Source organism: Streptomyces sp. NPDC002328 (genome assembly GCF_042890065.1).
Taxonomy (GTDB): domain Bacteria; phylum Actinomycetota; class Actinomycetes; order Streptomycetales; family Streptomycetaceae; genus Streptomyces.
In genome coordinates, this window is sequence record NZ_JBIARQ010000008.1 from 167,437 (window position 1) to 184,525 (window position 17,089).

14 protein-coding genes are annotated in these 17,089 nt (G+C 75.5%); 11 read left to right on the forward strand and 3 right to left on the reverse strand.

Annotated elements, in window-relative coordinates:
* Positions 1–1,725: 1,725 nt before the first annotated feature.
* Positions 1,726–2,781 (reverse strand): ScbA/BarX family gamma-butyrolactone biosynthesis protein, encoded by a 1,056-nt coding sequence (locus ACFYX4_RS21805; protein WP_389335584.1) that lies wholly within the window; start codon positions 2,779–2,781, stop codon positions 1,726–1,728.
* 391 nt (positions 2,782–3,172) lie between these two features.
* Here ACFYX4_RS21805 and ACFYX4_RS21810 point away from each other — a divergent pair, with 391 nt between their 5' ends.
* The 8 genes from ACFYX4_RS21810 (at position 3,173) to ACFYX4_RS21845 (ending at position 12,335) form a co-directional block, all read left to right on the forward strand.
* A complete protein-coding gene (locus ACFYX4_RS21810; RefSeq protein ID WP_389335587.1) occupies positions 3,173–3,364 on the forward strand; it encodes an acyl-CoA carboxylase epsilon subunit in 192 nt (63 codons plus the stop codon).
* Positions 3,365–4,138: 774 nt separating this feature from the next.
* Positions 4,139–5,671, forward strand: a complete 1,533-nt coding sequence (locus tag ACFYX4_RS21815; protein ID WP_389335937.1) for an acyl-CoA carboxylase subunit beta — start codon at positions 4,139–4,141, stop codon at positions 5,669–5,671.
* An 86-nt stretch (positions 5,672–5,757) separates the two neighbouring features.
* Complete coding sequence (locus ACFYX4_RS21820) at positions 5,758–6,372, forward strand: ScbR family autoregulator-binding transcription factor (protein ID WP_389335590.1); 615 nt, start codon at positions 5,758–5,760, stop codon at positions 6,370–6,372.
* A gap of 431 nt (positions 6,373–6,803) precedes the next feature.
* A complete protein-coding gene (locus ACFYX4_RS21825) occupies positions 6,804–7,631 on the forward strand; it encodes a BTAD domain-containing putative transcriptional regulator (protein ID WP_389335593.1) in 828 nt (275 codons plus the stop codon).
* 59 nt (positions 7,632–7,690) lie between these two features.
* Entirely contained in the window at positions 7,691–8,356 is a 666-nt protein-coding gene (locus ACFYX4_RS21830) for a ScbR family autoregulator-binding transcription factor (RefSeq protein WP_389335596.1), read from the forward strand.
* Between the two features lie 178 nt (positions 8,357–8,534).
* Positions 8,535–9,260, forward strand: coding sequence for a phosphopantetheine-binding protein (locus ACFYX4_RS21835; RefSeq protein WP_389335599.1), 726 nt, complete (start codon positions 8,535–8,537; stop codon positions 9,258–9,260).
* A 13-nt stretch (positions 9,261–9,273) separates the two neighbouring features.
* Positions 9,274–11,427 (forward strand): beta-ketoacyl synthase N-terminal-like domain-containing protein, encoded by a 2,154-nt coding sequence (locus ACFYX4_RS21840; RefSeq protein ID WP_389335602.1) that lies wholly within the window; start codon positions 9,274–9,276, stop codon positions 11,425–11,427.
* Positions 11,424–12,335: a 4'-phosphopantetheinyl transferase family protein gene (locus ACFYX4_RS21845; protein WP_389335605.1), complete on the forward strand. Its 912-nt coding sequence runs from the start codon at positions 11,424–11,426 to the stop codon at positions 12,333–12,335. Before ACFYX4_RS21840 ends, ACFYX4_RS21845 begins: the two co-directional genes overlap by 4 nt.
* A 90-nt stretch (positions 12,336–12,425) precedes the next feature.
* Here the strand turns inward: ACFYX4_RS21845 and ACFYX4_RS21850 are convergent, their stop codons facing one another.
* A complete protein-coding gene (locus ACFYX4_RS21850; protein WP_389335608.1) occupies positions 12,426–13,382 on the reverse strand; it encodes an aromatase/cyclase in 957 nt (318 codons plus the stop codon).
* 81 nt (positions 13,383–13,463) lie between these two features.
* Positions 13,464–14,249, reverse strand: a complete 786-nt coding sequence (gene fabG / locus ACFYX4_RS21855) for a 3-oxoacyl-ACP reductase FabG (protein ID WP_389335611.1) — start codon at positions 14,247–14,249, stop codon at positions 13,464–13,466.
* 220 nt (positions 14,250–14,469) lie between these two features.
* Between fabG and ACFYX4_RS21860 the strand changes: the two genes are divergently transcribed.
* The 3 genes from ACFYX4_RS21860 (at position 14,470) to ACFYX4_RS21870 (ending at position 17,040) form a co-directional block, all read left to right on the forward strand.
* Positions 14,470–14,931: a nuclear transport factor 2 family protein gene (locus tag ACFYX4_RS21860; protein WP_389335614.1), complete on the forward strand. Its 462-nt coding sequence runs from the start codon at positions 14,470–14,472 to the stop codon at positions 14,929–14,931.
* 233 nt (positions 14,932–15,164) lie between these two features.
* Positions 15,165–16,241 (forward strand): serine hydrolase domain-containing protein, encoded by a 1,077-nt coding sequence (locus ACFYX4_RS21865; protein WP_389335617.1) that lies wholly within the window; start codon positions 15,165–15,167, stop codon positions 16,239–16,241.
* 7 nt (positions 16,242–16,248) lie between these two features.
* The gene (locus ACFYX4_RS21870) at positions 16,249–17,040 is read left to right on the forward strand and encodes an SDR family NAD(P)-dependent oxidoreductase (protein ID WP_389335620.1); all 792 of its coding nucleotides are present in this window, start codon (positions 16,249–16,251) and stop codon (positions 17,038–17,040) included.
* Positions 17,041–17,089: the final 49 nt, after the last annotated feature.

Consider the following 17,089-nt stretch of genomic DNA (forward strand, 5'->3'; position numbering starts at 1 on the left):
CGGTGTGCGCCCGCGTCGGCCTTTGCCGGTGTCTGCGCCGGTCTGACACGTCGGCCTCCGTGGACGTCCGCCCCTGTCCGAGCTGGTCCGGCACGCCCCCGCCTGCGCCGGTGTGCGCCCGCGTCGGCCTTTGCCGGTGTCTGCGCCGGTCTGACACGTCGGCCTCCGTGGACGTCCGCCCCTGTCCGAGCTGGTCCGGCACGCCCCCGCCTGCGCGGGTGTGCGCCCGCGTCGGCCTTTGCCGGTGTCTGCGCCGGTCTGACACGTCGGCCTCCGTGGATGTCCGCTCCTGCCCCCGCCCGGTCTGACACCGCCGGTGTCCGCCCGCGCCGGTGTCCGCCCGCGCCGGTTCCCGCCCGTGCCGGCGCTCGCCGGTGTCTGCGCCGGTCTGACACGTTGGCCCCCGTGGATGTCCGCTCCTGCCTCCGCCCGGTCTGACACGGCCGGTGTCCGCCCGCGCCGGTTCCCGCCCGTGCCGGCGCTCGCCGGTGTCCGTGCCGGTCTGACACGTCGGCTGCCGCCGGTGTCCGTCTGCGCCGGGTCTGACGCGGCCGGTCCGCGCTGGTGTCCGCCCCCCGCCGCTGTCCGCCCGTACGTCGGTCTGGCACGTCGGTCTCCGTGGAGTCCGAGTCCGCCCCTGCCTGCTGCGCCGGTCCGGCAGGTGGGCCTGCGTAGAGGTCTGTTCGCCTCTGCCTGCGCCGGTCCTGAGCCGGCCGGTCCGACACGGCCGGTCCCGCACGCGCCGACGTTCGCCGCTCGCGTCGGGCCCCGCCTGGTGTCCGTGCCGGTCTGATACGGCCGGCCTCCACCGTTGTCCGCTTGTGCCGGTCTGGCACGTTGGCCCCGGTAGATGTCCGCCCCTGCCCACGCCTGGTCTGACGCGGCCGGTTCCCGCCCGCGCCGCTCTGGCATGTCGCCCCCCCCGCCCGTGCCGGTCCTCGCCGGTGTCCGTGCCGGTCTGACACGTCGGCTGCCGCCGGTGTCCGCCTGCGCCGGGTCTGGCACGGCCGGTCCGCGCTGGTGTGGCGTCCTCGCCGGTCCGCTCCGGTGTGCGCGTGCGCCGGTCAGGCACGTCGGTCCCCGCCGGAGTCAGCCCCGCGCTCCGGTCTGGCACGCGGGCCTTTGCAGAGGTCCGCTCCTGCCTGCGTCGGTCTGACGTGGCCGGCCCTTGTCCGGGTCCGTCCGTGCCGCCTCTGGCGCGGACGGACCTCATCCCGGGGGCGGTGCCCGTGCGGTGTCCGGCGGGTCCGGCTCCCGCCGGGGCGTCGGGGCTGGCGGATGGGTTGACCGGCCCCCGGCCCCTCGCCCCGGCTCTCGGCCCCCCGGGCCCTCGCCCCCGGCCCCGGCCTGGCCTGGCCCTTCGGCCCCTGGTCCTCGGTCCCTCGGTCCCTCGGTCCCCGGCCCCGGCCCCGGCCCCGGCCCCGTGGGCCTTGGCCCCGGCCCCTTGGTTTTCTGGCCCTGGCCCCCGGTCCCTTGGTCTCTGGCACCCGGTCCTCTGGCACCCGGTCCTCTGGCACCCGGTCCTCTGGCCCCGGTCCGGGCCCTGGCCCCGGTCCTTTTGGGCCCCGGCCCCCTGGCCTTCGGCCTCGGCCTTCGGCTCCGGGGCGCCCGGCCCCCTGGCACCCGCGCACCCGGTTTCCCGGCCGGGGCCCGGCTTTCGTGGCCGGGGGACTGAAGGCCAGAGGGCCGGGGGGGGCGAGGGCCGCCGGCGGGCGGTCGTGCTGCTCAGGCCGGGGCGGGCGCCTGCGCCGGTGCGGAGGCGGAGGCGGGGGCGGGGGCGGGCGCCTGCGCCGGTGCGGGGGCGGGGGTGAGGGTGAGGGTGGAGGTGAAGACGAGGGTGTCGTTCTGGCGGGCGGTCACCAGGAGGCGGGGGGCGCCGTCGGGGTGCGGGGGCAGGGAGCAGGCCTCGATGGTGCAGGGGGCGTCGAGTTCGGCGTAGCGGGCGAACTCGCCGGTGACGGCGACCGGCAGGCAGGGGCGGCCCAGGAACGCGGCCGCGGCCTGGCGGGCGGCCTCCAGCAGGACCATGCCCGGCACGTGGTCGCAGGGGTGGTCGAAGAGCACGGGGTGGCGGGTGTCCACCCGCAGCTGCCAGCGGCCCGGCCCGCCCGCGGCGGGGGACAGCACGACGTCGCTGGCGCAGACCCGCCCGACCTCGCCCGGCGCCACCGGGATCGCCGGCGCCAGCGGGACGAGGCCGTCCCCGGCGCGGGCGCGCAGGCGCCGGTAGACGGCCGGAGCGGTGCAGCTGAAGGTCGCCCCGCCGGTCGCGGCGACCTCCCCGTCGCGGCGGATCACCGCCTCGTAGTGCAGCCCCGCCAGCCGCCCGCCCCGCCGCCGGACGTCCGTGCACACCACCGTGATGTCCAGCGCCGCCGGCGTGGCCGCCACGCGCAGCTGCTCGGGCCGCACCCCGACCGTGAGGTCGAACATCAGGAACTGGTGGCCGAGCGGGACGCCGAACTCCGTGTGCGCCAGCAGGATCCCGGCCTGCCGGATCGTCTCGGCCACCAAAAGCGGGTCGTGGCAGCCCTCGACGGCGGCGAAGAACCCGTGCCGCCGGGGCCACTGCGCCGCCACCGCGAAACGGGACTCCTCCAGACGCTCCCAGCCGGTCAGCATCACCTCCGCCACACTGGCGCGGTGGACGAACTCCCTGGGCACCGTGGTGGTCAGGGACGGACCGCGCGGCGCCGTGACGAACGCCGGCGCCTCGTGGCCGTTCTCGCGGTGCGGTGTGCCGGGCGCCGGACGCTCGGCACGGAAAGTGCTCGCAGACATGGCTGTTCCCCCTGAGCCCGCATGGGGCGTGAAGTCGACGTGTGGGTCGCTCAGGCCAGTGAAGATACATACCATCCGGTTTAAATTTCCAGCGGTAGGAATCATTCCGGCTGCCCCCGTTTGCGGAGAGAACCGTTCCGCTCCGCCGCCGCCCCCGCCCGCCCCGCCGCACCGGCGGGCCGACCTCGGCCTTTGCCGCCCCACAGCAGCCGAGCACGGCCCCCGGCCGGGACCAGGACGGGATGCGGGCCACGCCCCGGACGGGTCCCGGCCGCACCCCGGGCGGGCCCCGGGGCGGGCCGGACGGGCGCCGCGTCGAGCGCGCCCAAAGCCGTCCTTGAGCCCCCTGGCCCACCGTTTCCCCAGGCCAACGACGGAAAGGACCGGACCGATGGAACACGCACGAGCCCTGCTGCGCGTGGAGCGCGGGCAGGCCCGCGAAGAGGAACTGGCCGCACTCACGGCGGTGCTGCTCGCCCTGCGGAGCCGCGCCCCGGCCGCGGAAGGCACCCGGCCGCCGGCCGCCGCCCCGCGCTGGTGGAGCCGGCCCGACGACTACGCCGCCCCCGGCAGCTGGCGCTGAACGGCGGACCCCGGCCCGCCCGCCCCACCCCACACCTGTAAACCGCGCCAGCGGTTTGTTAACATGATCTCCATGGCCGCGGCGGGACCCCTTCTCCGGCCCCCGTCCCGTCCCAGGAAGGGACCACACATGGCGAGGACGACGGCCCCCACGCCGGCCAAGACGACCACCCCCGCACGGACCCAGACGACCGCCCCTGTGCCGGCCGAGACGGCCGCCCCCGCACGGGCCGAGGCGGCGGCCCCCGCACGGGCCGAGACCATCGCCCCCGTGCCGACCGGGACGGCCGCCCCCGTACGGGCCGAGACGGTGGCCCTCGTGCCGACCGGGACGGCCGCCCCTGTACGGGCCGAGGCGGCGGCCCCCGTACGGGCCGAGACGGCGGTCCCTGCGCCGACCGGGACGCCCGCCCCCGCGCCGGCGAGAACGACCGCCCCCGCCACGGCGGGTGTGACCGCCCCCGCGCCGGACGCGCCGGGGCCGACGGAAACACCCGACGCACCGGACGCGACGAAAGCGACGGGCGCGCCGGAAACACCGGGGGCGCCCGAGATACCGGGCGCGCCGCAAACACCGGACGCGCCGCAAGCACCGGCAGCGTCCGCCCCCCGCCCGGCAGGAGCAACGTCCGCCCCCCGCCCGGCAGAAGCTCCCGCCCCCCGCCCGGCAGGAGCAGGGTCCGCCCCCCGCCCGCCGGGAGCGGCGTCCGCCCCCCGCCCGCCGGGAGCGGCGTCCGCCCCCCGCCCGCCGGGATCGTCCGGTCTGCGCGGGCGGGTGGCGCAGCTGCATGCGATCCGTGCGCAGGCGCTGGCCGGACCGGACGCGAAGGCGAGCGCGGCGCAGCACGCCCGGGGCAAGCTGACCGTGCGGGAGCGCATCGGACTGCTCCTGGACTCCGGGTCCTTCCGCGAGGTCGAGCAGCTGCGCCGGCACCGGGCGACCGGCTTCGGCCTGGAGGCCAAGAAGCCCTACACCGACGGCGTCGTCACCGGCTGGGGCACGGTCGAGGGCCGCACCGTCTTCGTCTACGCCCACGACTTCCGCATCTTCGGCGGCGCGCTGGGCGAGGCCCACGCCACGAAGATCCACAAGATCATGGACATGGCCATCGCGGCCGGCGCCCCGCTGGTCTCCCTCAACGACGGCGCCGGCGCCCGCATCCAGGAAGGCGTCTCCGCGCTGGCCGGCTACGGCGGCATCTTCCAGCGCAACACCCAGGCCTCCGGCGTCATCCCGCAGATCAGCGTGATGCTCGGCCCGTGCGCCGGCGGCGCGGCCTACAGCCCCGCCCTGACCGACTTCGTCTTCATGGTCCGCGACACCTCGCAGATGTTCATCACCGGCCCCGACGTCGTCAGGGCCGTCACCGGCGAGGAGATCACCCACAACGGCCTCGGCGGCGCCGACGTGCACGCCGAGACCTCCGGCGTGTGCCACTTCGCCTACGACGACGAGGAGACCTGCCTCGCCGAGGTCCGCTACCTGCTCACCCTCCTGCCGCAGAACAACCGCGAGAGGCCGCCGCGCGCCGACTGCGCCGACCCCGCCACCCGGCGCGGCGAGGCCTTGCTCGACCTGGTCCCGGCCGACGGCAGCCTCCCCTACGACATCACCGCCGTCATCGAGGAGATCGTCGACGACGGCGAGTACCTGGAGGTCCACGAACGCTGGGCCCGCAACATCGTCTGCGCCCTGGCCCGCCTGGACGGCGAGGTCGTCGGCATCGTCGCCAGCCAGCCCCGGGTCCTGGCCGGCGTCCTCGACACCGAGGCCGCCCAGAAAGCCGCCCGCTTCGTGCAGACGTGCGACGCGTTCAGCATCCCGCTGGTGACCCTGCTGGACGTCCCCGGCTTCCTGCCCGGCGTCGCCCAGGAACACGGCGGCATCATCCGCCACGGCGCGAAACTCCTCTACGCCTACTGCGACGCCAGCGTGCCCCGCATCTCCCTGATCCTGCGCAAGGCCTACGGCGGCGCCTACATCGTCATGGACAGCCGCTCCGTCGGCGCCGACCTCGCCTACGCCTGGCCCGCCAACGAAGTCGCCGTCATGGGCGCCGAAGGCGCCGCCGACGTCGTCTTCCGCCGTCAGATCGCCGCCGCCGAGAACCCTGAGGCCATGCGCGCCCGCATGGTCGAGGAATACCGCGCCGAGCTGATGCACCCCTACTACGCGGCCGAACGCGGCCTGGTCGACGACGTCATCGACCCCGCCGAGACCCGCGAGACACTCATCCGCTCGCTGGCGATGCTCCGGTCCAAGCACGCCGCCCGCCCCTCCCGCAAACACGGCAACCCCCCGCAGTGAACGACACCGACCGGCCCCCCGCGCCCCGCCGCACGCACCCCCGGCCCGGGAGCGCCACGGGAGCGGGAGCGGCCAGGAGACGAGCGATGGTCAAGCAGGAGCGCGCGGCCCGTACCCGGCAGGCGCTGATCCGCGCCGGGGCGCAGACGTTCGCCCAGGAGGGCTTCGCCCCCTCCTCGCTGTCCAGGATCAGCGCCCGCGCGGGCGTCAGCAACGGCGCCCTGCACTTCCACTTCGAGAGCAAGAAAGCACTGGCCCTCGCCGTCGAGGCACAGGCCCTCCACACCGTGCGCCAGATCGTCGACGACGCCCGCACCGCGGACGGCGGCCCCCTCCAGGCCCTCGTCGACGCCACCCACGCCCTGACCGCAGCCCTCGCCGACGACGTCGTCGTCCGCGCCGGCTTCGCCCTCGGCGGCGCCCCCGGCCGCGACCCCGCCCCCTCGCTGCGCGGCGAATGGCAGCGCTGGGTCGAACAGACGCTGCGGCACGCCGACGCCGACGGCTGGCTCGCCCCCGGGATCTCCCCCGACACCGCCGCCTGCGCCGTCGTGGCCGCCGTCGTCGGACTCGAAACCCTGGGCGGCCAGGACCGCACCTGGCTGTCCGAACACAAGGTCACCGCCCTGTGGAACCTCCTGCTCCCACGGCTGACCCGACGCCACACCCTGCTGACCCCCCAGGCCCGCACCACGACGTGACACAGCCGCACCACCCGCACGGCCCGCACGGGGGAGGGGGAGAGGAAAGGGGGGAGAGGACCCGCGGAAACCGCCGGACCACCGAAACAGACCGTACCGCCCGGTCTCTTTCCCCTTCCCGCCCACGGCGCCTGCGGCTCCCCTCCGGGGCCGCCCCTCCCTCTCCCGCCCGGCCCCGGCCTGGACGAAACCCCGGGAAACCGGGCGCAGTCGGGGCACCCGGGGGAGCCGTCCGAGAGCGCCCGGGAGTGCCCGGGAGTACTCGGGGTGCGGCCGGGGGAGGCTCTCGCCCAGAAAAAACAGCGGAGACGGTTTCATATTGACAAACCGCCTGGCCTGTTTTTTACTGGGGTTCATGCCGACCACGGCTCCGCCAGGACCAGACGTCAGACGGCTCACGACCCACCTCATGCACGGATAGGGGAGACGGCATGGACATCGCAGTACTGGGCGCGCTGGACGTCAGGGAGAACGGGGTGTCGGTGACGCCGACGGCGCCGAAGCCGCGCCAGGTCCTCGCGCTGCTCGCCCTGCACGCCGACCAGGTGTTACCGGTCGCCGCGCTGATCGAGGAACTCTGGGGCGAGCGCCCGCCGCGCAGCGCCCGCACCACCTTGCAGACCTATGTGCTGCAACTGCGCGAGCACATCTCCGCCGCGCTGGAGCGGGACGCGCACGGCGCCCCGGCGCGCACCGCCAAGGACGTGCTCGTCACCTCCCCGGGCGGATACCTGCTCGCCGCCTCGGGCGGCGCCAGCGACGTCCGCGAGTTCGAGCGGCTGGCCGGCCTGGGCTACCGGGCCATGGACGCCGGCGACTTCGCGGGCGCCGCCCGCCGGCTGCGCGACGCCCTCGCCCTGTGGACCGGCTCCGCGTTCGCCGACGTGCAGACCGGGACGCTGCTGGAGATGGAGAGCCGACGGCTGGAGGAGACCCGGCTGTGCGCCCTCGACCAGCGCATCGAGGCCGACCTGCGGCTCGGCCGCGACCGCGAGCTGCTGGGCGAGCTCACCGTCCTGGTCAGCCGCTACCGCACCCACGAGAACCTGCACGGCCAGTTCATGCTGGCCCTGCACCGCTGCGGCCGCCGCAGCGAAGCCCTCGACGTCTACCAGCGGCTGCGCACCGCCCTGGTCCGCGAACTCGGCCTCGAGCCCAGCGCCGGACTGCGCCGGCTCCAGCGCTCGATCCTGGTGGCCGGCCCCGAGACCCCCGACACCCCCGCCGGCGACGGCGGACGCCTCACCCGCGTCGGCTGACCCGCCCGCCGCACCAGGCGCGGGACACACTCCCCAACACCCCAGGAGGGAGGCCGCAGATGCAGGCCAGGTCGGAGAAGACGCGGCGCAGACTCATGCAGGCGGGCGCGCACATGTTCAACCAGAACGGCTACTCCAGCGCGACCCTCGGACAGATCGCCCAGGCCGCGGGCATGACCAAGGGAGCCCTCTACTTCCACTTCGCCTCCAAGGACGGCCTCGCCGACGCCGTGCAGCAACAAGGACACGACGCGCTGCGCGCCTTCGTCCGCCGCCAGCACCACGCCCGGACACCGCCGGTGCAGGCGCTCATCGACCTGACCCACTGGCTGGCACGGACCCTGTGCGAGGACCCGGTCGTCCGGGCCGCCTTCCGCATCAGCCGCGACAGCACCCGCCGCCGCCCGCCCGCCGCCGACTTCCGCCAGGCCTGGACCGACGAGGCGCTGCGCCTCATCGACCGCGCCCGCGCCACCGGAGACCTGCGCGAGCACCACACCGCCGCGCACGGCCCCGGCACCCTGCTCTCCGCCGCCCTCACCGGCATCGGAGCGCTCTGCGGCGACGGCGCCCACTGCCCCCGGCTGCGGGAGACGATCGGCGCGCTGTGGCACTGCCTGCTGCCCGCCCTCGTCCCGCAGGACCACACCGCCCGCTACGACGTCCACGCCCTCACCCTGCCCCCGCCCCAGACCTCAACGACCACGACAGCCACGACGGTTTGACGGCCTGAGCTGCCTGACGGCCTGGGCGGTGACGGTCCCGTGCCCGGGGCCCGCCCGCACCCCGCATTCCGTACCCCGCAGTCCGCCTCCCGCGGCCCGTGCTGCCCCGCCGTGCACCTTCTTCCTGCCCGTCCGCCGCGCCGGACCGTCGGCCACGGACCCTTCCCGGAGCCACGCCATGCTTTTCGACAGCCCGACGCCCGCGCCCGCAGGCCCCGCCGCGCCGTCCGCCGGCCTCCTGACCGATCTCGTGGACACGCTCGCCGCCGTGCTGCGGCTGCGGCCCGACGCGATCGACCCCGAGCAGACGTTCCGGTCGCTGGGCCTGGACTCCCTGCCCACCGTCGAGTTCGTCGCCGCCGTCAACGCCCGCCACACGACGGCGATCAAGGCCGACGCCCTCTTCGACCACCCCACCCCCCTCGCCTTCGCCCGGCACGTGGCACGTGAGCGGGGCACGCCCGGCGAAGCGCCGCCCGCCCCGACGACCCCCGCCCCCGCCCCCGCGCCCGCGCCTGCGGCGGCCCGCCCGCCGGGCCGCGCGGCGGGAGCCGTCCTGGACGTGCTGTGCGAGGAACTCGCCCGCATCGTGTGCTGCGACCCGTGGGACATCGACACCACGGCCGCCTTCCACCTCCTCGGAGTGGACTCCATCCTGGGCGCGCAGTTCGTGGCGACCGTCAACCGCCTCTACGGCCTGCGCGAACGGCCCGCCACGCTCTACGACCACGCGAACCTCACCGCGATGGCCGCCCACATCGCCGCCACCGCCCCCGCCCCCGCCCACAGTCACGTGCAGGTCCCGGCGTCCGGTGCGGCCGGCCTGGGCGACCTCCTCGACGCGGTGCGCGACGGCCGGATCTCCGTCGACGAGGCGCTCGGCCTGCTGCCCCGGCGCAGCTGAACGGCCGCAGACGATGGACGAACGCGAGATCCTCACCCGCTTCAAGGCCGGAACCCTCGACCGCGAACAGGCCACCCGCCTGCTGACACAGCCGGCGGGGGAGCGGTGCGGTGCGGGCGACGGCAGCACTGCGGGCGACGGCGCGGGCACCGGCGGCGTGACCTGCGGGCGCCGTACCGAGCCCGCACCCGGGCCTGCGCCCGCATCCGCCTACGAGCCCGCCCCTGCCCCCGCACTCGTATCCGCTCCCGAGCCCGCGGCCCCGCCCGCACCCGTACCCGCACCGGTGCCCGAGCCCGCGCCCGCCCCTGGACCCGGGCCCGCATCCGTCCCCGCTCCCGACCCCCCGTCGGACGGCGGTGTCCCCGACGACGACGGCGGCGGTTACGCCGTCGTCGGTCTCGCCGGGCGCTACCCGCTGGCGTCCGACCTGGACGCCTACCGGGACAACCTCCGCGCCGGCCGTGACACCTCCCGTCCGGGGCCGCCCGCCGACCGGCCCGGCCGGCCCGTGCTCGCCCCGGCCGAGCGCGGGCATTTCCTGGACGGCGTCGCCGAGTTCGACGCGGAGTTCTTCGGGCTCACTCCCGCCGAGGGCGCCCTGATGGACCCGCAGGAGCGGCTCTTCCTGGAGACCGCCTGGGAGGCGCTGGAGGACGCGGGCTGCACCGGAGCCCGGCTCGACGCCCTGACCGGCCCGGACGGCGTCCCGCGCGCGGTCGGGGTGTTCGTCGGGGTCAGCGCCCGCGACTACGCGCTGCTCACCGCCGACGCCTCCCGCTCCGGCGGCCCCGGCATCGCCCGGAGCGGGCACTGGAGCCTGCCCGCCAGACTGGCCGCGCTCCTGCGCCTGAGCGGCCCCGGCCAGGCCGTCGACACCGCCGAGTGCTCGGCCCTGACCGCGCTGCACCTCGCCGTCCAGGCACTGCGCCGCGGCGAGTGCGCCGCAGCCGTCGTCGGCGGCGTCGAACTGCTGCTGCACCCCTCACGGGCCCGCCCCGCGGCCGGCGAGGGCATCGGCGCGGCGGTCGTCAAACCGCTGCGCCGGGCGCTCGCCGACGGCGACCGGGTGCACGCCGTGATCCGCTCCACCTCGGCCGGCTTCACCCCGCCCCCCACCACCCCCACCCACACCCCGGTGCCCGTGCCGGTGCCTGCGGCCGGCCTGCACGAGACCCGCCCGGCGACCGTGCGCCGCATCGGCGACGCCGGAGCGGCCACCGGCATCGCCGCGCTCACCGCCGCCGTGCTCCAGCTCGGCCACGCCTTCCTCGCCCCCGCACACGACGGGGCCGCCGCCCGGCCCTGGCCCAGGCCCCGCGACGGACAGGGACGCGAACAGCCCCGCACCGCCACGGCCGAGGTGACCTGCGCCGGCTTCACCGCGCACACGCTCCTCCAGGAGCACATCCCGCCCCAGCCCCTCCCGGTGCGCCCGGCGCCGGCCGGCGGCGACACCGCCGGCCGCGAGGAACTGGTCCTGCTGTCCGCCCCCACGCCCGGCCACCTCCGCGCCACCGCCGCCCGCCTCGCCGACTGGCTCTCCCGGCCCGCACGAACCCCCGACGACAGCGACGACAGCGACGGCGACGACGGCGGCGACGACGGCGGCGAGGGCGGTCACGGCGGTGGCGATGACGGCGGCGAGGGCGGTCACGGCGGTGGCGATGACGGCGGCGGGGGCGGGGGCGGTGACGGCGGGGGAGGGCGGCTGCTCGCCGACGTCGCGCGCGCCCTGCGCACCGGCCGCGCCGCCCAGCCCTGCCGGCTCGCGCTGCTCGTCACCGACCTGCCCGCGCTGACCGCCGCCCTGCACCGGTTCACCGAAACCCCCACCCCCGACGACACCACCGCCACCGCCACCGACACCACCGATGTCGGTGATGGTGTGCGCTACGCCGACCTGCGCGGGCACGGCGGCGATCCGCTGGCCCTGGGCGCCGTGCCGGAGACCCGCCCCTACCTGGCCGCGCTGCGCCGCGGCGGACGTCTCGAACAGCTCGCCCGGCTGTGGCTGTCCGGGCTCGACGTCGACTGGGCCGCCCTGGAGCCCCGCCCCGCCCGGCCGCCGGCGGCGCCGCCGCCGTCGGTGTTCCTGCGCCGCCCGCTGTGGCTGGACGAGCCGGGCCCGGCCGCCGCCCCGCGAGCGCCGGAGCGGGCCGGATGACCGGCCCGCCCGAGCCGGTGAAACTGTGGTTCTGCCCCAACGACGCGCTCGCCCCGGGCACCGCCGCGACCCTGGCCGCGCACTGGCTGGACGAGCACGAACGCGAGATCGCGGGCCGTTTCCTCTTCGAACGCGACCGCCGCCAGTACCTCGTCGCCCACGCCCTCGTGCGGCGCGTGCTGGCGCTGGAGAGCGGCGTGCCGGAGGCGGAGGCGGTCATCTGGCGTTCCGCCCGCGGCCGACCGTTTCTGCACCGGCCGCCCCGGGGACTGCCGCGCGGCGGCCGCGACCTGGACTTCAACCTCTCCCACTCCCACGGCCACAACCTGCTCGGCGTGGTGCGCCGGCACCGGATCGGCGTGGACGTGGAACGGCTCGACCGCGGCGAGCAGGGCTTCGACGCCGTCGTGGCGTCCTTCGCCCGCGACGAGCGGCGCTGGGTGGCGCAGGCGGTGCCGGGCCGGGCCCGCGCCCGCAGGCTGCTGCGCCTGTGGACGCTGAAGGAGGCCTACTCCAAGGCCCGCGGGCTGGGCCTGGCGCTGCCCTTCGACTCGTTCTCCTTCACCCTGGCCGACGAGCGCGGGGTGACCGGTTTCCGGCCGCCCGAGGACGACGGCGAACCGCGCTGGCGCTTCGTGGAACTGGAGCCGGCGCCCGACGTGCTGGCCGCGGTGGCCGTCCTGGCCGACCCCGACGCGCCGGACGTCCTGCACCTGCACCACGGGTTCCCCTGGGGCCGGGCCGCCCCGTCGCTGCTGCCCCTGCCCGCCCCCGCCGAACGCTCCGCACCCCCGCCCGCCGGCCCCGCCGGCCCCGCCGGCCCCGCCGGCCCCGCCGGCCCCGCCGGCCCGCTGCCGGCCCCGCCCGGCCCGCCGCCCACCCGCCCCGCACGGCATGGTGAATGGTGAACGACCCGCTCCCCGCCGAGGACGCCGACCGACACCGGACCAGGGGGCGCCGGGCGGAGCGCCCCGCCAGGGCTTCCCCGGCTGCTTCGTTCACCGCGTCGGCAGCGCCGATTCCGCGTGCTGCTTGGCGAGGTTCAGGGTGGCGGTGGAGTTGCGGCCCAGTGCCTGGCGTATGTAGCGGCGGGCCTGCTCCACGGTGGCGTCCTCGCCCAGGACGGTCTTGATGGCCTCCTCCCGCAGGACGACGCTGTGCCGGGAGGTGACGGTCAGCCCCGACCCGTCGGCCACGACCGACCACCGGCCGGTGTGGGCGTGCATCAGCGCCGGCGTGGCGGTCTGCTTGTAGACGATGACGCCGGCCTCGGGGAAGCAGACACGGACCGACTCGGTGGTGTGGCAGGCCCCGTCCGCGGTACGGGTGTCCATCGACATGACCTGCACCCCGGGAGCGTCCTCGGTCACCTCCAGCCGGGTGACGTGCGGGACCAGCCGCGGCCAGTCCGCGACCCGGTGCAGGAAGTCGTAGACCGGCCCGGGCGGGCCCTCGACCCGCACGCTGTCCTCGAAGGACAGCACGAGCTCGTCCAGCCGCGCCCACTGCTGCGCGAGCTCCTTCAGACGCCCGAGCTCCGCCCGGCTGTTGGCGTCGGTGGCCCGGCCGGCCCACTCGGCGTCCTCGGCCCGGCCGTCCGCCACCGTGAAGTCGTGCAGCAGGACCAGCCGGCACGCGCCCGGCCCCCGCTGCTCGACGATCCACGCGCCGCCCATGCCCGTCAGCGGGGCGGCCGGCACCTCCTGGCGGAAGTCGACCCGCCGCCCGGCCGGGTCCAGCCGGCGGCGCGAGGTCCACGACCTGACCTCGCCGTTGGCGATCGCCCACATGCGCAGCCGCTCGTTCGTCCCGTCGAACTCCAGCCGCTCCACATGCACGTTCGGCGGGAAGAACAGCGGCCACTGCACCGTGTCCGAGATCAGCCCGTAGACGACCGCCGCGGGCGCGGCGATCTCCACGTCGTGCGATGTGCGGTGCACCTGTTCAGCCGACACCTTCGGTGTCCCTTCTGTGATGGAAGCCTGACGAAGCCTCGAGGAGGCCTGCGCTGGAAGGGGGGGAGGGGGAGCCCGGGGTCAGAAATTGCCGAGCCCGCCGCAGACGTTGAGGGCCTGCGCCGTGATCGAGGCGGCGCTCTCGGAGGAGAGGTAGCCGACCAGCCCGGCGACCTCCTCGGGGGTGGAGTAACGGCCCAGGGGGATCTTCGCCTCGAACTGCTCCTGCACCTCCTCCTCGGTGCTCTGCCAGGCGGCGGCGTACCCCTGGCGCACCCGCTGCGCCATGGGCGTCTCCACATAGCCGGGGCAGACCGCGTTGACGGTGATCCCGGCGGGGGCGAGCTCCTTGCCGAGGGCCTTGGTGAACCCGACGACGCCGTGCTTGGAGGCGCTGTAGGGGGCGCCGAGCAGCACGCCCTGCTTGCCGGCGGTGGAGGCGATGCTGATGATCCGGCCGTGCGCAACGCCGGTCAGGCCGCCGTGGTTGAGGACCTCGCGGGTGACGAGGAAGACGCTGTTGAGGTTGGTGTCGATGACGTCCTGCCACAGCTCGTCGCTGATGCCGGCGGTCGGGCCGCCGCCGCTGCGGCCGGCGTTGTTGACCAGGACGCCGATGGGGCCGAAGGCCGCCACGGCCGCCGCGACCAGCTCGGTGACCGACTCGCGCGAGCGGACGTCGGCGGCGATCCCGCCGGCCTCCAGGCCCTCCGCGCGCAGATCCCGCACCGTCTGCTCGACCCGCTGCCCGTCGCGTGCGCACAGGAAGACACGGTGGCCGCGCCGGCCCAGCTCCCGGGCCACCTCCAGGCCGATACCGCTCGTCGCGCCCGTCACGAGGGCGACCGGCTTCGTCAGTGTCGTCATCGGTTTCCTTCCCGCTGCGTAGTGCCCCCGACGGTGCCCCACCCCACTCGAGGTCGAACAGAAACCCGCTCGACCCCCCGCCCCGCCCACCCGCCGCCCCCGGCACACACCCCGCCCCGCACACCACGCCCCCCCGCGCGGGAATCGAGGCATCTTCCAACCGCGTGCGACCCGTCCCGGGCAGGGTGGCCCGCGGCCGAACCGAACGAACGGAGACACCATGACGACCGCGACGACCGCGCCCGGGCTCGAGCAGAGCCCCGCCTGGAGCGCCGCGCTGTACGCGCGGGTCCAGCAGTTCTACGCCCGCCAGATGCAGCTGCTCGACCTCGGCGAGGCCGAGCGGTGGGCGCGCACCTTCACCGAGGACGCGACGTTCGCCGTGCCCACCCTGCCCGAGCCGGCCCGCGGCCGGGCCGCCCTCGCCGCCGCCGCGCGGCGGACCGCGGCCGAACTCGCCGCGGCCGGACAGCGCCACCGGCACTTCATCGGCATGCTCGACGTCCGCCCCCGCCCCGACGGCGCCGTCGACGTCCGCTCCTACGCGATCGTCTACGCCTCGCAGACCGGCGGCGCCTCCCAGGTGCACCGCGTGTGCGTGTGCGAGGACGTCCTGCTGCACCAGGACGACGGCGAACTGCGGGTGTCCGCCCGCACGGTCACCCGCGACGACCTCGCCTGAGCACCGCTCCACCGCCGCCCGGCCGCCCCTCCACCCGGCCGGTCCAGCCTCGGCACCACCACCGCACCGCCACCGGATACCACCACTGCCACTGCCACGCACGGGCACTGCCACTGCTACGCACGGGACGGGGCGCCGCCCACCGCCGCACCCCCCTTCCCCCTTTTTTTGCGCACCGCCGCACGAACCGACTGCACACGAACCGACTGCCACCCGATGGGGGTTTTCCCGACATGACGCAGACGACGATCGCCCGACCGGGCGTCTCGGCTCTCCAGCAGGCCGTCCAGGGCGCCGCCGACCGGCTCGTCGAGGCCGGGGCCGCGGGCGTCCAGTTCCGGGTCGCCCGGGGGGAGGAGACCTTCGTGGTGACCTCCGGCATCGCGGAGCTGGGCACCGACCGCCCCGTCCCCCCCGACGGCCGCTTCCGCATCTCCTGCATCACCAAGCCGTTCGTGGCCGTCGTGGTGCTGCAACTGGCCGCCGAGGGCAGCATCGACCTCGACCGCACGGTCGAGAGCTACCTGCCGGGCCTGCTGCCCCACGGCGAGAAGATCACCGTCCGCAACCTGCTCCAGCACACCAGCGGGCTCTACAACTACATGGACTCCTTCCAAAAGCCCGGCGATCGCTTCCTGCGCGACCGCTACAAGCACTACGAGCCCGAGGACCTCATCGCCATCGCCGCCGCCAAGCCGCTGGAGTTCGAGCCCGGCACCAGGTTCGCCTACTGCAACACCAACTACTTCGTCATCGGCCTGCTCATCAAGAAGGCGACCGGCCGCTCCTACCGCGAGGAGATCACCGAGCGGGTCCTGCGGCCGCTGGGGCTGGAGGACACCGTGCTGCCCGGCGACGACCCGCACCTCCCGCAGCCGCACGCCCGCGGCTACATGCAGATCGGCGGCGAGCCCGTCGACGTCACGCTCATGAACCCCTCCGAGGCCGGCTGCGCGGGCGAGATCATCTCCACCACCGCCGACCTGGACACGTTCTTCACCGCGCTGTTCAGCGGCCGGCTGCTGAACGAGCCGGAGTTCACCGAGATGACCACGCCGCTGCCGCCCGAGATGATCGAGAACCTGCCGATGGGCATCGGCTACGGCCTGGGCATCATGAAGCTCGAGAACGACGCCGGCCTCGACCTGTGGGGCCACGGCGCCGGCATCCCCGGCTACGCCACCTTCGCGGCCACCACCCGCGACCTCAGCGCCCGGGTGCAGCTGTCGTTCACGATCGGCGACAAGGACTTCGGGCCGGACGCCGAGCAGGCCGTCATCCGCGGCGTCAACACCGCGCTGTGCTCGTGAGGCCGCGATGACGAATTACGTGGAAAACTCCGTGGGAAACCCCTTGGGAAACTCCGTGGGAAAGGCCGTCATCGTCACCGGCGGCGGCACCGGAATCGGAGCGGCGACCGCCCGTGAATTCGCCGAGGACGGCGCGCACGTCCTCATCGTCGGCCGCAGCGAATCGACGCTCAAGGAAACCGCGGACGGCCATGACCGTATTCGCATTCTCACGGCGGACATTCACGACCACGACGCGCCGGAACTCATCGTCGACACCGCGCTCCGGGAATTCGGCCGCCTCGACGTCCTGGTGAACAACGCGGCCGTCACCGGATTCGCCTCGCTCGACGCCCTGGACCGCGCCTCGGTGCGCACCCAGCTCGGCACCAACCTGATCGCCCCCCTGTTCCTGACCCAGCAGGCGCTGGACGCGCTGGAGGCCACCGGCGGAGTCGTGGTCAACGTCAGCTCCGCCGGCTCCCTCGGCCGCCGGGCCTGGCCGGAGAACTCCGTCTACGGCATGGCCAAGGTCGCCCTCGACTTCCTCACCCACACCTGGGCCGTGGAACTCGCCCCGCGCGGCATCCGCTCCGTCGGGATCGCGCCCGGCGTCGTCGACACCGGCGTCGGGGTGCGCGCCGGAATGCCGCCGCAGGCCTACGAGGCGTTCCTCGGCGAGATGGCGCAGCGCATCCCGGCGGGCAGGGTCGGCCGGCCGCAGGACATCGCCTGGTGGATCGTGCAGCTGACCCGGCCGGAGGCCGCCTACGCCAACGGCACCGTCCTCGCCGTGGACGGCGCCCTGTCCGTGACCTGACACCAAACCGGCAGCCAAGCCCGCCGGCGAAAGGGCGGCCCACCGACCC

Coding starts and splice junctions, on each gene's coding strand:
- ACFYX4_RS21865 (WP_389335617.1), top strand. CDS start 15,165: ATGACGCAGACGACGATCGCCCGACCGGGCGTCTCGGCTCTCCAGCAG.
- fabG (WP_389335611.1), bottom strand. CDS start 14,249: ATGACGACACTGACGAAGCCGGTCGCCCTCGTGACGGGCGCGACGAGC.
- ACFYX4_RS21845 (WP_389335605.1), top strand. CDS start 11,424: ATGACCGGCCCGCCCGAGCCGGTGAAACTGTGGTTCTGCCCCAACGAC.
- ACFYX4_RS21805 (WP_389335584.1), bottom strand. CDS start 2,781: ATGTCTGCGAGCACTTTCCGTGCCGAGCGTCCGGCGCCCGGCACACCG.
- ACFYX4_RS21825 (WP_389335593.1), top strand. CDS start 6,804: ATGGACATCGCAGTACTGGGCGCGCTGGACGTCAGGGAGAACGGGGTG.
- ACFYX4_RS21810 (WP_389335587.1), top strand. CDS start 3,173: ATGGAACACGCACGAGCCCTGCTGCGCGTGGAGCGCGGGCAGGCCCGC.
- ACFYX4_RS21830 (WP_389335596.1), top strand. CDS start 7,691: ATGCAGGCCAGGTCGGAGAAGACGCGGCGCAGACTCATGCAGGCGGGC.
- ACFYX4_RS21840 (WP_389335602.1), top strand. CDS start 9,274: ATGGACGAACGCGAGATCCTCACCCGCTTCAAGGCCGGAACCCTCGAC.
- ACFYX4_RS21835 (WP_389335599.1), top strand. CDS start 8,535: ATGCTTTTCGACAGCCCGACGCCCGCGCCCGCAGGCCCCGCCGCGCCG.
- ACFYX4_RS21860 (WP_389335614.1), top strand. CDS start 14,470: ATGACGACCGCGACGACCGCGCCCGGGCTCGAGCAGAGCCCCGCCTGG.
- ACFYX4_RS21820 (WP_389335590.1), top strand. CDS start 5,758: ATGGTCAAGCAGGAGCGCGCGGCCCGTACCCGGCAGGCGCTGATCCGC.
- ACFYX4_RS21870 (WP_389335620.1), top strand. CDS start 16,249: ATGACGAATTACGTGGAAAACTCCGTGGGAAACCCCTTGGGAAACTCC.